General features: G+C 66.1%; 7 protein-coding genes. 6 read left to right on the forward strand and 1 reads right to left on the reverse strand.

Features of this window, described 5'->3' with window-relative positions; genetic code table 11:
• Positions 1 to 95: 95 nt before the first annotated feature.
• Positions 96 to 3,173, reverse strand: a complete 3,078-nt coding sequence (locus D0Y85_RS09465; RefSeq protein WP_117310279.1) for a TonB-dependent receptor — start codon at positions 3,171 to 3,173, stop codon at positions 96 to 98.
• 1,427 nt (positions 3,174 to 4,600) lie between these two features.
• On the opposite strand from D0Y85_RS09465, the gene D0Y85_RS09470 reads away from it, so the two are divergent.
• From D0Y85_RS09470 to D0Y85_RS09495, 6 genes are all read left to right on the forward strand, one after another.
• Positions 4,601 to 7,039 carry a GH92 family glycosyl hydrolase gene (locus tag D0Y85_RS09470; RefSeq protein ID WP_162887717.1) on the forward strand — a complete coding sequence of 813 codons (2,439 nt, stop codon included), beginning with the start codon at positions 4,601 to 4,603 and terminating at the stop codon, positions 7,037 to 7,039.
• Positions 7,040 to 7,135: 96 nt separating this feature from the next.
• Positions 7,136 to 8,185 (forward strand): LacI family DNA-binding transcriptional regulator, encoded by a 1,050-nt coding sequence (locus tag D0Y85_RS09475; RefSeq protein WP_025874798.1) that lies wholly within the window; start codon positions 7,136 to 7,138, stop codon positions 8,183 to 8,185.
• 75 nt (positions 8,186 to 8,260) lie between these two features.
• On the forward strand, positions 8,261 to 9,574 hold the full coding sequence (fucP, locus tag D0Y85_RS09480) for an L-fucose:H+ symporter permease (RefSeq protein WP_025874796.1): 1,314 nt from the start codon (positions 8,261 to 8,263) through the stop codon (positions 9,572 to 9,574).
• A gap of 7 nt (positions 9,575 to 9,581) precedes the next feature.
• Complete coding sequence (locus D0Y85_RS09485; protein ID WP_117310280.1) at positions 9,582 to 10,577, forward strand: carbohydrate kinase; 996 nt, start codon at positions 9,582 to 9,584, stop codon at positions 10,575 to 10,577.
• Positions 10,574 to 11,800, forward strand: a complete 1,227-nt coding sequence (locus D0Y85_RS09490) for an AGE family epimerase/isomerase (RefSeq protein WP_117310281.1) — start codon at positions 10,574 to 10,576, stop codon at positions 11,798 to 11,800. The genes D0Y85_RS09485 and D0Y85_RS09490 overlap by 4 nt, the downstream gene beginning before the upstream one ends.
• Before the next feature lie 101 nt (positions 11,801 to 11,901).
• On the forward strand, positions 11,902 to 14,520 hold the full coding sequence (locus tag D0Y85_RS09495) for a glycoside hydrolase family 2 protein (protein WP_117310282.1): 2,619 nt from the start codon (positions 11,902 to 11,904) through the stop codon (positions 14,518 to 14,520).
• Positions 14,521 to 14,571 lie beyond the last annotated feature (51 nt).

The following is a 14,571-nucleotide window of genomic DNA, read 5'->3' on the forward strand; positions in this document are numbered from 1 at the left end:
GTTCCCGCGGCGCAGGGCCCACGAAAAACGGCAGCCACCTGTACCAGCGCGGCTGCCGTGGAGGATCGTCCCCGCCCGCAGGCGGGGGTACTGCCTTAGAACTTCCAGTTCACGCCGAAGTACAACTGGCGGCCGGCGTAGATGTTGGACAACAGGCGGGCCTGGCTGTCGTTGCCCAGATAGCTGCGCAGCTCTGACTTGGTGGCGTTGAGCACCGAGGCAGTAACGGTCCAGTCCGGGGTCAGGTTGTAGGCGACGTTCAGGTCGAGCTGGTCGTAGGGCTTGGTGTAGGTGGTCAGGCCGTTGTTGAGGCCGCCGACCACTTCACCGCGACGGTTGTACGAGGCGCGTGCGAGGAACTTCTCGTTCTCGTAGAACACGGTCACGTTGGCCTGGTTCTTGGCGCTGCCCACCAGCGGCGAGGAACCGATCTCTTCGCCATCGAGCACGATCGAGGCCAGGTTGGTGTCGTTGTAGGTGTAGTTGGCCTGCACGCCCAGACCGAAGTCGAAGGTGTACTGACCGTACAGTTCCACGCCCTGCGAGACACCGTCACGGCCGTTGGCCTGGGTTTCGTACTTCTGCACTGTCACCGATTGCCCACCAACGGTCATCTGCTGGTCGCGCACCACCGGCACCGTGAAGTTGTCCACGTTCTTGCGGAACAGCGCCACGCCGGCCACCGAGCCCGGCTTGAAGTACCACTCCAGGCCCAGGTCGAACTGCACCGCCTCGAACGGCTCCAGCGCCTTGTTGCTGCCCGAGCCGTACCAGCCGGGGGTGTCGGTGCCGCCGGCGACGCGACGGTCGTTGCTGTATTCCTCGCTGACGTAGCGCAGGCCACCCGGATAGGCGATGGAGGTATAGCTCGGGCGGGCGATCACCTTCGATGCGGCACCACGCAGTACCAGGTTGTCGGTGATGTCCCAGGCGATGTTGAAGCTGGGCAGGAAGTCGGTATAGGTCTTGTCCAGCGAACTGAGCGTGTAGACCTTGTCGCGCACCTGGTTGTCCGGCAGGCGCACGAAGCCACCCTGGCAGCGCAGGTTCGGATCGGCGGCCGGATCATCGCAGCTCATCGGTGCGCCGCTGGCGTTGTCCACGAAGTAGTCGTTGAAGCGCTCGACCGAATCGCTGGACTGCGCGAACTGCTTGGTGCGCACCACGCGCACGCCGACGTTGCCGCGCACGCGGTCGGTACGGAAGTTGGCCTGGAAGTAGCCCGAGTAGATCTTCTCGTTGACGTCGTAGACGAAGTCTTCCTCGGTGCGGTTGTAGGAACCGCCGTAGGTCTTGTTGAGGTAGTCGATGTAGGCCGGGTAGTTGATGCCGGGGAACACGTTGGCATTGAAGCCCCCGGCGATGTTGCTGATCGGGTTGGACAGGAAGAATCCTGGCTGCGCGTTGCCTGCGGTCGGATCGCAACCGGCTTGGTAGCGGTTGTTGTCATAGTCGGCCGGATCCAGGCCCGGGCACACCCAGTAGGTGTTGCCGGTGTTGCGGTGGACCTTGCCGTCACGGTACTTGGTGCCGAACTGGATCGAGTCCAGCCAGCCGGCTTCGAACAGCTTGGTGACGTCGGCCTGGAAGTAGTTCTGCTCGACTTCGGTCTGCATCCACGACGAATCGGTCGAGCCGGTATCCACTTCGGCGACGCCGGCCATCAACTGCTGCTGCAGGTCCGGCGAGAACTGCACCGACGGCGTGCCGGTCAGGTCCCACGCCGTGTACTGGTTGCCCGACTGCCACTGATCGCCGACCTTGCGGCGCGGCTTGGCTGACATCCGGAAGTTCATCGACGGGCCGCCTTCAGACCAGGTACGGCCGCCGGTGAACGACGCCTTCCACAGTGGGCTGATGTCCCAGTCGATGGTCAGGTCGGCGGTCTGCGAGAGCGCCTTTTCCTTGCTGTAGCCGCCGGTCAGCTGCGGGGTGGGGATGGTGCAGTCGTCCGGGCCCCAGCCACCGGGCTGCATGCCGGCAGCAGCGGCTTCCTGTTCACTGCAGTAATAGGTCTTGCCGGCCAGCTTTTCATACTGGGCACCGGTGACGATGCTGCCGCTGGGGTCGAAGCTCAGCCCGTTGAGCAGGCGGCCACCGGCCCAGTTGCCATCCTGGTTGTAGCGGGCCAGGTTCCACTCCGGCACCTTCAGCATGTTCTGGGTGTAGTCACCCTGCAGCTCGAAGCGGAAGTAGTTGGCGGTCAGGGTCAGGTTGTCGATCGGCTTGAACTGGAAGGTCAGCTGGCCGCCCTTGCGCTCGCGCTTCTCTTCCTTCACCGCGAAATTCACCGAGGTCGGCATGAAGAACTCGCTGTAGTTCTTGCCGGTCTGGTTGTTGAAGCCGGACTCGCCCCACCAGTAGTGGATGCCGTCCTGTTCCAGCAGGTTGCCGTTGGCATCACGGGCGGTGGTGCCGTTGCCATACCACTGGTAGTCCTCGGTGCTGGCTTCCATGGTGCGGCTGGTGCGCTTCTGCTGGGTCACGCCGACCAGCACGCCGAAGCGCTCGTCCTTGCTGTGCCAGGAGTACAGCGCCGACACCTGCGGATCGACGTCGTGGCTGGTGTCCGACGAGGTGCCTTCCAGGTTGACGTAGCCGGAGTTGGCTTCCATCTCCAACGGTCGGCGTGTGTGCAGGATGACCGTGCCGCCGATGCCGCCTTCGTCGATACGTGCTTCCGGCGACTTGAACAGCTCGGCGCTGGACAGCATGTTCGACGGCAGCAGGGTGTAGTTGAACGAGCGGGTGGCTTCGTTGTTGGTTTCCGAAGACGCGACGAAGTTGCCATTCAACTGGGTCAGGGTCAGGTCGGGCGCGAGGCCGCGCACGCTGACCGACTTGCCTTCGCCACCGCTGCGGGTAATGACCACGCCGGGCACGCGCTGCAGCGCGTCGGCCACGTTCTTGTCGGGGAACTTGCCAACGTCCTCGGCGGTGATCACTTCGACCACGGCATTGGCGTCGCGCTTCTGCTGCAGGCTCTTTTCGATCGCGTAGCGGTAGCCGGTGACCTGGACGCTGTCCAGCGTGGTGGCGTCCTGCGCGCCGGTCGTTGCTGTCGCCTGCTGCGCGGAGGCGCCAAGCGGGGCGACGGCGGCGGCCAGGGCCAGCGCGATGGCCAGCGACAACGCGTCGTGGCCCTGCGTACGTGTTGAATGCTTCATTGCCATCTCTCCCTCTCTCCTGGATTGATCCGGTGACTGACTGACGCGGAAACTTGAATCGATCTAATTCGTGATGCCGATCTTGCCTTCGCCCTGCAGATGCAACAGCGCCTGGCAGATGGCCTGACACGTCCTGTCCTGCTCCCCAACTCCCGGGCCATCGCGATGTCGGCTTGGATCGATCTAAGCGATGGGCGGGGCGATTTTTAGCACGGCCAACGCGCCGACGCATGTTGCTGCGCAATATGGCAGCGACGTGTCGTGCAAATGACCCTTCGCGGAAAAATGCTGTAAGCGTTTACATGCGCAGACGGGGTGGACCGGCCGGGCTGCGCCCGGCACCCGCAGAGGCCTTCAGGCCAGGGCAGCAGCAACAGCAAAAGCAAAAGCAACAGCAAAAGCTGGCTTTCCGTGGATTGGCGGGGTGGGTCCGGTTGCGGGGACGCTGCAAGTACGTCCATGTAAGCTCGGTCGCCGCATCCATGCGGCTCACGCCCCCGCAACCGGACCCACCCCGCCTTCGACAGATTCCCGCTGCTGTTGGTAGGTGTCGACCTTGGTCGACACGTGGATCCATGCATGGCATGGATGAAATCCATTCGATGATTTCGAAATCGGTAGGAACATCCATCCACGCACGGCGTGGATCTACCAGGCAGCGGGAAACTGCCAGGAGCGGGGCGGTGTGGGTTGGCAGGACACGCCGTAAACCTCCAATCCGGCCCAGCCGCTGACGGCCGGGCGTTCGGGCGCTTGCGAAGCAGTGCTTCGCAAGCAAAGCGCCCTGACCCGTGCGGGCTCGAAGGTGCCATCCATGGCGGCAACGGACCTGCCTACCCGCACCGCCCCGCCCCCGACAGAGCTCCGGTGACGGACATCTATCCACGCCTTGCGTGGATCAAATTCATCGAAATCGAATATTTCGGTAGTTCATCGAACAGCATCCACGCATGGCGTGGATCTACGTGTCGACCAAGGTCGACACCCACCAGGATTCCGACAGATCGCCGAAAACCGTCGAAGGCGGGGTGGGTCCGGTTGCGGGGGCGTGAGCCGCATGGATGCGGCGACCGAGCTTACATGGACGTACTTGCAGCGTCCCCCGCAACCGGACCCACCCCGCCACCCCACGGAATGCAAGCTGTTGCCGTTGCCGTTGCCGTTGCCGTTGCCGTTGCCGTTGCCGTTGGCTTGGCTTGAAGGCCTCTGCAGGTGCCGGGCGCAGCCCGGCCGAGCCCCCCGCTCATGCTGCGCCGCAGAATGCATTGGGCGAAATTCCCATGCTCTACTTGAATCGATCTAAATCCGCCGGGGTGCGGATTTGTACCGATGGAAACGAGGGCTCGGCCTGTGCGGCCGGTTCTTCGCTGCCGCCCTGCCGCCAAGGAGTCCTGCCCGTGACCAGGTTGTCCCACCGTCGTCCCGCCCGCCGCCTGTCGGCATTGTCCCATCGGCCCCTGGCCCGCATCGCCTGCCTGCTGGCACTGGCGGTGACGCCCTGGCTGCAGGCCGCACCGGCCGCGCTGGAGCGCGAGGTCAATACCTTCATCGGCAGCAAGGATGACGGCAACACCTTCCCCGGTGCCTCGGCACCGTTCGGCCTGATCCAGGTCAGCCCGATCGGCAGCCACTATTCGGGCTGGCGCTACGACGACGACAAGATCCGCGGCTTCGGCCACTCCTTCCTGTCCGGCGCCGGTTGCTGGGAGCAGGGTGGGCAGGTCTCGGTGCTGCCGGTGACCGGTTCGATCGGCCCCGGCGGCGACTTCGATACCGCCGATGCGAAAGCCTTCAATCACAAGACCTATGCGTCGGCCTATACCCACGACGGTGAGATCGGCCAGGCCGGCTACTACAAGGTGCGCCTGACCAGCTACGGCGGCATCGACGCCGAAGCCACCGCACGCACCCGCGCAGCTGCCGAGCGCTACACCTTCAGCCAGCGCCAGGGTGATGGTCACGTGCTGGTCAATGTCGGTCAGGCCAACGAGCGCCACTCGGTGATCGGCAGCGTGGTCGATGTGGTGGGTGACCGCGTGGTGGAAGGCAAGCTGGTCACCAAGAGCTTCTGCGGCGGGCACCAGTACACCACCTGGTTCCGCATCGAGTTCGACCGCCCGTTCAAGGCGCATGGCACCTGGGGTGAGGGCGGCGGCCTGCCGGGCGCGCGCCACAGCATGGAAGGCGAGCAGAAGCCGAATGGCGCGTGGCTCAGCTTCGACCTGGCCAAGGGCCAGTCGGTCACCGCCGTCAGCGCGATTTCGCATGTGGATGCCGAAGGTGCGCGCACCAACCTGCGCGCCGAGGGCATGCAGGGCGGGGCGCTGCTGGGCTTCGATCGCATGCGCGCGCTGTCGCAGCAATCGTGGCGTGAGCAGCTGGCACGCGTGCGCGTGCAGGGCGGCAATGGCGATGACCGCACCGTGTTCTACAGCGCGCTGTACCACGCGCTGCTGCAGCCGCTCACCGGCAGCGATGCCGATGGCCGTTACCGCGGTTACGACGACGGCATCCATCGCGCCGATGGCTGGACCTACTACGAGTACTTCTCGCTGTGGGATACCTACCGTGCACAGAACCAGTGGCTGGCACTGACGCGCCCGGACGTGGCGCGCGATATCGGCCGCAGCCTGCTGGCGATCGATGAGCAGGGCGGCTGGCTGCCGCGCTGGGGCTATGCCAACTTCGAGACCAACATCATGACCGGCGACCCGGTCACCCCCTTCATGGTCGACCTGTGGCGCTTCGGTGCGCTCAAGGGCCGCGAAGGGCAGGCATGGGATGCGCTGCGCCGCAATGCGTTCGGTACGCCGCCGCTGAACTCGCGTGCTGCCGGTCGCTCCGGCAACCCAACCTACCTGGACAAGGGCTACGTGGTCTACGACCGCGCGTTCCCGTCCAAGGGCATGGATGTCGATCCCCATCATGGTGGTTCGGCAACGCTGGAGTACGCACTGGCCGACTGCGCGCTTTCGCAGATGGCCGATGGGCTCGGCCATGCCCAGGACGCGGCGACGCTGCGTGAGCGCGGCCGCAACTGGCGCAAGGTGTGGGACCCGCAGGTGCGCGACGCCGAGACCGGGTTCACCGGCTTCCCGCGCCCGCGCACCGAAGATGGCCAGTGGTATACCCCGGCTGACGGCCATTACAGCCCGCGCTCGCATCACGGTTTCCATGAAGGCACGGCGTGGCAGTACCAGTGGCTGGCGCAGCAGGACGTGCCAGGCCTGGTCGAAGCGATGGACGGCCGCGAACAGGCCGGCCGCCGCCTGGATGCTTTCTTCGCCATGGACGCTCTGCAGGCCGACCCCCTCAATGCCGCCCGCAAGGAGTGGGTGGTCGGGCCGTACAGCTATTACAACCAGTTCCGCTACAACCCGAACAACGAACCGGACCTGCACTCGCCGTGGCTGTACACGCTGATCGGCCAGCCGTGGAAGACCGCAGCGGTGGTGCGTGCAGCGCAGCAGCTGTTCACCAATGCACCCAACGGCGTGACCGGCAACGATGACCTCGGCACGATGTCGGCCTGGTACCTGTTCAGTGCGATCGGCGTGTACCCGGCGGTGCCGGGCAGCGGCGAGTTCCTGCTGCATACGCCGCGCTTTGCCAGGGTCGAGGTCGAGCTGGGCAATGGCCGCACCCTGCGTATCGAGGCACCTGGCGCCGATGGCCGCCGCCTGCAGTACGTGCAGGGCGTGCAGGTCGACGGCCAGGCACATGCCCCGGTATGGCTGGGCTGGAGCCAGCTGCAGCAGGGCCCGAAGCTGCGCTTCGCGCTTGACGGGCGGGCGCCGACCGAGGGCTGGGGCACCGCGGTCAAGGACCTGCCGGTGTCCTGGTGCGCGGCACCGGGCAGCCAGCTGCACTGAGCCGGGCTGTGCCGTTCGAGGCAACCCAGCGAACGGCACGGCACGACAGGGCCGCGATCCATTAGGCTTGAGCATCCATCGGAGTGCGGGAAGACGATGAACGACAACAGCGACAGTTCCAGCAAGCGTTCCGGCAAGGCGGTGACGGTGACCGACATCGCCCGTGCCATCGGCGTTTCGCGCGCGACCGTGTCGCTGGTGCTGCGCGGCAGTCCGCTGGTCAACGTCGATACCCGCGCCCGGGTCGAGGCTGAGCTGCGCCGCCAGCGTTACGTCTACAACCGCGCTGCAGCGAACCTGCGGCGGCGCACGTCCTCCAGCATCGCCCTGGTCATCAACGATCTGTCCAACCCGTTCTTCGCCGAATTCGCCTCCGGTGTGGACGAGGCACTGGGCGGGCGTGGCTACGTGACCCTGCTCGGCAGTACCGGCGAGTCGCCCGAGCGGCAGCAGGCGGTGCTGTCCACGCTGATGGAACACACGCCTGCGGGCTTGATCCTGTCGCCGGCCGAAGGCAGCGATGCCACGCTGCTGCGGCAGGTACTGGGCGCCAACGCCAACGTACTGCTGTTCAACCGCGAACTGGAAGGCGCCGACTGGGACTTCCTGACTCTGGACAACCAGCATGGTGCCTACCTGGCCACCCGCCACCTGATCGAGCGCGGCCATCGCCAGATCGCATTCTTCGGTGGCCACGCGGCATCGAGTTCCTGCCACCAGCGTCGTGCCGGTTTCCAGCAGGCCTTGGCCGAGGCCGGGCTGGCATTGCCGCCGGGCTGGATGATCGAATCTGCACCCAACCGCCTGGAAGCGGCCGCGCGCACCGATGAACTGTTCGTCGACGGCCATCGGCCGAGCGCAGCGGTCTGCTACAACGACACCGTCGCGCTGGGCCTGATGCTGGGCCTGAACTCGCGCGGCATCCGTCCCGGCGGTGACTTCGCGGTGACCGGCTTCGACGATATTTCCGAAGCGTCGGTTGCCGTGCCGCCGTTGACCACCCTGACGGCCGACCCGCGCGAACGCGGGCGGCAGGCGGCCTCGCTGCTGCTGCAGCGGCTGGAGGAACCGGATGCGCCACCACGGCGCACGGTCGCCCCGGTACAGTTGCGCATCCGCGAAAGCAGCGCCGCACGTCCGAATTGAATTGATGCTTCGCTCCTGAACTGATTGCACCCTTCCACGCACCAACGACCTTTCGCGCATCGAGGCGCGTACCGCATGCCGATCTCCGCAACGCCCCGCCCATCGGGTTCCCCGGGCAACCAGCCTGCCGTCACCAACGGCAAGGCGCTGGCCGTGGTCACCACCATCTTCTTCATGTGGGGCTTCCTGACCTGCCTCAACGACATCCTGATTCCGCATCTGAAGGCGGTGTTCGAGCTGAACTACGCCAAAGCAATGCTGGTGCAGTTCACCTTCTTCGGCACCTACTTCCTGATGTCGCTGCCGGCCGGGCGGCTGGTTGCAGCGCTGGGTTACAAGAAGGGCATCGTCGCCGGCCTGGTGATCGCCGGCATCGGTGCGCTGGGCTTCTGGCCGGCCGCTGAGCTGCGCGTCTATGGCGCCTTCCTCGGTGCATTGTTCGTGCTGGCCACCGGCATCACCGTGCTGCAGGTGGCGGCCAACCCGTATGTCGCGCTGCTTGGTCCGGAGCAGACCAGTTCCAGCCGCCTGACCCTGGCGCAGGCGCTGAACTCGCTGGGTACGGCCATCGCGCCGATCTTCGGCGGCATGCTGATCCTGTCCAACACGGCCATGAGCGGCGAGCAGATCGCCGCGCTGCCGGCCGCCGAGCAGCTCGCCTACCGTACCGCCGAGGCACACGCAGTGCAGGGCCCCTACGTCGGCCTGGCCGTGGCGCTGGTGCTGCTGGCCCTGTTCGTGTTCCTGTTCCGCCTGCCGGCGCTGAACGACACCACCGAGCAGGCTGACCAGGGGCATCAGCACAGCTATCTGGATGCGCTGCGCAAGCGCCACCTGCTGCTGGGCGTGCTCGGCATCTTCTTCTACGTCGGTGCTGAAGTATCGATCGGCAGCTTCCTGGTCAACTACCTGTCGATGCCCACCATCGGCGGTTTCAGCGAGCAGGAAGCCACCCACTATGTGTCGGCCTACTGGACGATGGCGATGATCGGTCGCTTCGCCGGTTCGGCGCTGCTGGCGCGCTTCTCGCCGAGCCGCCTGCTGGCGATCTTCGCGCTGGTCAACGTGGGCCTGCTGACGCTGACCATGATGACCTCCGGCAATGTCGCGCTGTACTCGGTGGTGGCGATCGGCCTGTTCAATTCGATCATGTTCCCGACCATCTTCGCGCTCAGCATCGAGCGCCTGGGCCCGCTGACCAGCAAGGGTTCGAGCCTGCTGATCATGGCCATCGTCGGTGGCGCGGTGGTGCCTTACCTGCAGGGCGTCCTGGCTGACCACATCGGTGTGCAGGCCAGCTTCATCCTGCCGCTGCTGTGCTACGGCTACATCATTTTCTACGGACTGGTCGGCGCGCGCGCGCCGGCTGCCGGCACGCAGGGAGGCTGAGTCGAAAATGGGTTCCATCGTCTGCTTCGGCGAAATTTTGATCGATCTACTAGCGCAACCGCCGGCCTCGGCCGATACCCCGCGCGCGTTCCTGCAGTACGCCGGAGGTGCACCGGCCAACGTCGCGGTGGCCGCCGCGCGGCTGGGCGCGAAGACCCAGTTCGTCGGCATGCTCGGCCGCGACATGTTCGGCGACTTCCTGGCGGAGAGCCTGAGCGAATTCGGCGTCGGCACCGACTACATCGTGCGTACCGACGCGGCCAAAACCGCGCTGGCCTTCGTTGCACTGGACGCGGGCGGCGAACGCAGCTTCAGCTTCTACCGTCCGCCTGCCGCCGACCTGCTGTTCCGTGACAGCGATTTCCAGGCGGGCTGCTTCGATGGCGCGCAGTGTTTCCACGTCTGTTCCAACAGCCTGACCGAAGCGGACATCGCCGAAGCGACGTTCGCCGGCATGGACCGTGCGCGTGCGGCCGGCGCGGTGGTCAGCCTGGATCTCAACCTGCGTCCGGCGCTGTGGCCGGCCGATGTCGACCCGACACCGCGCCTGTGGCAGGCGCTGGAGCGCGCCGACCTGGTCAAGCTGTCGCGCGAGGAACTGGACTACCTGGCCGCCCCGCTGGGCGATGACGGCGAGGCGCTGGTGCTGCGCCGCCTGCTGGCCGCGCAGGCACGCTGGGTGATCATCACCGACGGCGCCGCCACGCTGCATTGGTATACCCGTGAAACGCAGGGCAAGGTCAGCAGTTTCCGCGTCGCCACCGTGGACACCACCGCTGCCGGTGATGCCTTCGTCGGCGGCGTGCTGGTTGGCCTGCTGGAGCGGGGTGGGGCAGGTGCGGGCTTTGCCGCGTTCTGCCAGGACCCGCAGGCGATCGCCGCCACGCTGCGCTTCGGCGCCGCCGTTGGCGCACTGGCGGTGACCCGCAAGGGCGCGTTCGCTGCAATGCCCTCGTTCGATGAAGTGCAGCAGCTGCTGCAGCTACAGGATCTCCCCGCATGAGCACCTCGCCCGATTTCCGTTCCCCCGCGTTCCTGCGCGCCCACATCGCCGATACGATGGCGTTCTACCATCCGCGCTGCATCGACCCGGAGGGCGGCTTCTTCCATTACTTCCGTGACGACGGCAGCATCTACGATGCCAGCCATCGTCATCTGGTGAGCAGCACCCGCTTCGTCTTCAACTACGCCATGGCCTACCGTGAATTCGGCAACGCCGAGTATCGCGACGCGGTCGAGCACGGGGTGCGCTACCTGCGCGAGGTTCACCGCAACCCGGCCACCGGCGGCTACGCCTGGACCCTGCGCGATGGTGTGGTAGAGGACGACATGAACCACTGCTACGGCGTGGCCTTCGTGCTGCTCGCCTACAGCTGTGCGTTGAAGGCAGGCATCGAAGAAGCCCGCACGTGGATGGACGAAACCTGGCAGCTGCTGCAGGCGCGCTTCTGGGAAGCCGAGCACGGCCTGTACAGGGACGAGGCCGACGGCCAGTGGAACTTCACCGGCTACCGCGGCCAGAACGCCAACATGCACATGTGCGAGGCGATGCTGGCCGCGTTCGAGGCCAGTGGCGAGCAGCGCTATGTCGAGCGCGCGCTGCAGCTGGCCGACAACATGACCCGCCGCCAGGCGGCAAAGGCCGGCGGTCTGGTCTGGGAACACTACGACGTCAACTGGAACATCGACTGGGACTACAACCTGGACGATCCCAAGCACCTGTTCCGGCCGTGGGGCTTCCAGCCGGGGCACCAGACCGAGTGGGCCAAGCTGCTGCTGATCCTGGACCGACACGTGCAGGCCGACTGGCTGGTGCCGACCGCGCAGCATCTGTTCGATGTGGCCGTGGAGCGCAGCTGGGACGAGGCGCGAGGCGGCCTGTACTACGGCTTCGCCCCGGAGTCGCGCCGGCAGCCGGGCATGGACGGCGCGCCGATCGGCGGCGACAGTTTCGTCTGTGATGACGACAAGTATTTCTGGGTGCAGGCCGAGACCCTGGCCACCGCCGCGCTGATGGCCGCGCGCACCGGCGATGACCGCTATTGGCAGTGGTACGACCGTATCTGGGCATACTCGTGGGAGCACTTCGTCGACCATCGATACGGCGCATGGTTCCGCATCCTCGACGCCGACAACCGCAAGTACAGCGATGAGAAGAGCCCGGCCGGCAAGGTGGATTACCACACCATGGGTGCGTGCTACGAAGTGCTGAACCTCGTGCGTTGAGGTCTGCCGCGCTGCGCGCTCGCCGGACGTGGTCCGGCGCTGCCGTGGCGTGTGGCATTGGTAGCGCCGGGTCATACCCGGCGGAAAAACAGGAGCATCACGTGCATCGCCTTCCCCTCGCTGTCCGTCTGCTGCTGTTGATGATCGCCCTTGGCGCCTTCCCGGCAGGCGCCGCACCGCTGCAGGCGCAATGGGAGTTCCGGCTGCTGCCCGGTGACGCGCAGGGCGCGGCCCATCCTGGCCTGCAGCAGTGGCGCACAGCCACGGTGCCAGGCAGCGTGCACACCGATCTGCTGGCGCATGAGCTGATCCGCGATCCCTACGTTGGCGCGCCAGAAGCCGAGCTGCAGTGGATCGGTCTGGCCGACTGGGAGTACCGCGCCCGTTTCGATGTGGACGCTGCCACCTTGGCCAAGGCCCATGCCGAGCTGCGCTTCGACGGCCTGGACACCTATGCCGAGGTGACGCTCAACGGCAAGCCGCTGCTGCGCGCCGACAATGCCCACCGCACCTGGCGCGCCCGCGTTGAAGGTCGCCTGCGTGCGAAGGGCAATGAGCTGCAGATCGTGTTCCGTTCGCCGATCCGCACGCTGCTGCCCGGCGTGCAGGCGATGCCGCACAGGATTGCCGGCAATTATCCTTCGCCCTACGGCGATGAACCCAAGGACGCGATGGTCGGCAACTTCGCGCGCAAGCCGGCGTACCACTTCGGGTGGGACTGGGGCCCGCGCTATGTCACTGCCGGCGTCTGGCGGGGCGTTGACCTGCAGGCATGGGATGCGCATCGGTTGACCGACCTGGCCGTACGCACTGATGCGCTTGATGCAGAAAAGGCAAAACTGGTCGTAGTGCTGCAGGTGGAGCAGGACGCGGTCGCCGGTCCGGTGGCGGTGGACGTGGAGGTGCGGGATCCCGACGGCCGCAGCGTCGCACGGGTGCAGCGCACGGTCGAACTGAAGACCGGCCGGAACAGCGTGGACGTGCCTGTTGAACTGGCCAAACCGCGTCGCTGGTGGCCGGTCGGCCATGGTGCGCAGGACCGCTACACCGTGCAGGCGCGCCTGGACGGCAGTGTCGATGCGGTACTGGCACGCGAGCAGCGCATCGGCCTGCGCACCGTCGAACTGCGCCGCGAGCAGGACGACAAGGGAGGGCAGGGCTTCGCCTTCGTCATCAACGGGGTGCCGATCTTCGCCAAGGGCGCGAACGTGATCCCCTTCGACGCCTTCCCCGCGCGCGTTGATGCTGCGCGCCTGCGCCAGGTACTGGTCGCCGCGCGCGATGCCAACATGAACATGCTGCGCAACTGGGGCGGCGGCTACTATGAGGACGATGCGTTCTTCGACATCGCCGACGAACTGGGCCTGCTGGTCTGGCAGGACTTCATGTTCGGCGGTGGCATGCAGCCGGGTTACGACCCGGCATTCCGCGCCAGCGTGGTCGCCGAGGCGCGCGACAACGTGCGCCGGCTGCGCCACCATCCCAGCATCGTGCTGTGGTGTGGCAACAACGAGGAAGAAACGGCGTGGAAGGACTGGGGCCATGGCCGTGATCTGAAGTCCGCCGATCCGGCGTTCGCAGCGAAGGTCTGGCAGGGCTACGTTGACCTGTTCGGCAACGACCTGCGCCAGGTGGTGAGCGAAGATGGGTTGGGCGTGCCGTACTGGTCCAGTTCGCCCAGCAACGACCTGGACGAGAAGGCCAACGACTCCACCCGTGGCGACAAGCATTACTGGCAGGTGTGGGGCAATCCGGCATTGCCGGTGCAGGCGTATCTGCGCGAGACCCCGCGCTTCATGTCCGAGTACGGCCTGCAGGCCTGGCCAGCGGTGGCGACGGTGGACCAGATTGCCACCCGTGCCGAACAGCGAATCGACAGCCCGGTGATCCGTGCGCACCAGAAGTTCATGGCCGGCGAGGGCAATACACGCCTGCTGCACTACATCGAACTGGGCTACGGCACGCCGAAGGACTTCGAGGACTTCGTCTACCTGAGCCAGGTGATGCAGGCCGATGGCATCGCCCTGGCGGCGCTGCACCATCGCGCTTCGCGGCCCTACACGATGGGCTCGCTGTACTGGCAGCTCAACGATGTCTGGCCGGGAGCATCGTGGTCGAGCGTGGACTACTTCGGTCGCTGGAAGGCGCTGCACTATGCCGCGCGGCGCTTCTTCGCACCGGTTGCGGTGGCCGCACTGCGCGATGAAGGCAGTACCCGCGTCCGCCTGATCAACGATGGTGCCGCGCTGGATGCACGTTGGCGCCTGCGGGTGATGGACGTGGAGGGCAAGGTGCTGCGCCGTCGCGAGCAGGCGGTGACCCTGTCCGCCGCCGGGGTCACCGATATCGGCACCTACGCGGATGCCGAGCTGCTGGCCGGTGCCGATCCGACGCGGACGGTGGCGGTGTTCGAACTGCTGCAGGATGGCAAGGTGACGGCGCGGCAGGTGGTCGGCTTCGTCGAAGCCAAGGACCAGGTGCTGCCACGCCAGCAGTTGACGTCAACGCTGGCGATCGACGGTGACCACTATCGCCTGCGGCTGCACAGCGCTGCGCTGGTGCGCGCAGCCTGGATCGATTTCGGCGCGCTCGACGTGCAGGTGGAAGACAACCTGCTGGACCTGCTGCCGGGCGAAACCCGCGACATCGCCGTGCGTGGCCCGGTGGACTTGGCTGCGCTGCGCGAGGCGTTGAAGGTGAAGACCCTCAACGATCGATGAGCAGTGCCGTCTACCCGCCTTGGCAGGTGCCAACCTTGGTTGGCACGCTTC

The sequence above is a fragment of the Stenotrophomonas sp. G4 genome (genome assembly GCF_003428825.1).
GTDB lineage: Bacteria > Pseudomonadota > Gammaproteobacteria > Xanthomonadales > Xanthomonadaceae > Stenotrophomonas > Stenotrophomonas indicatrix.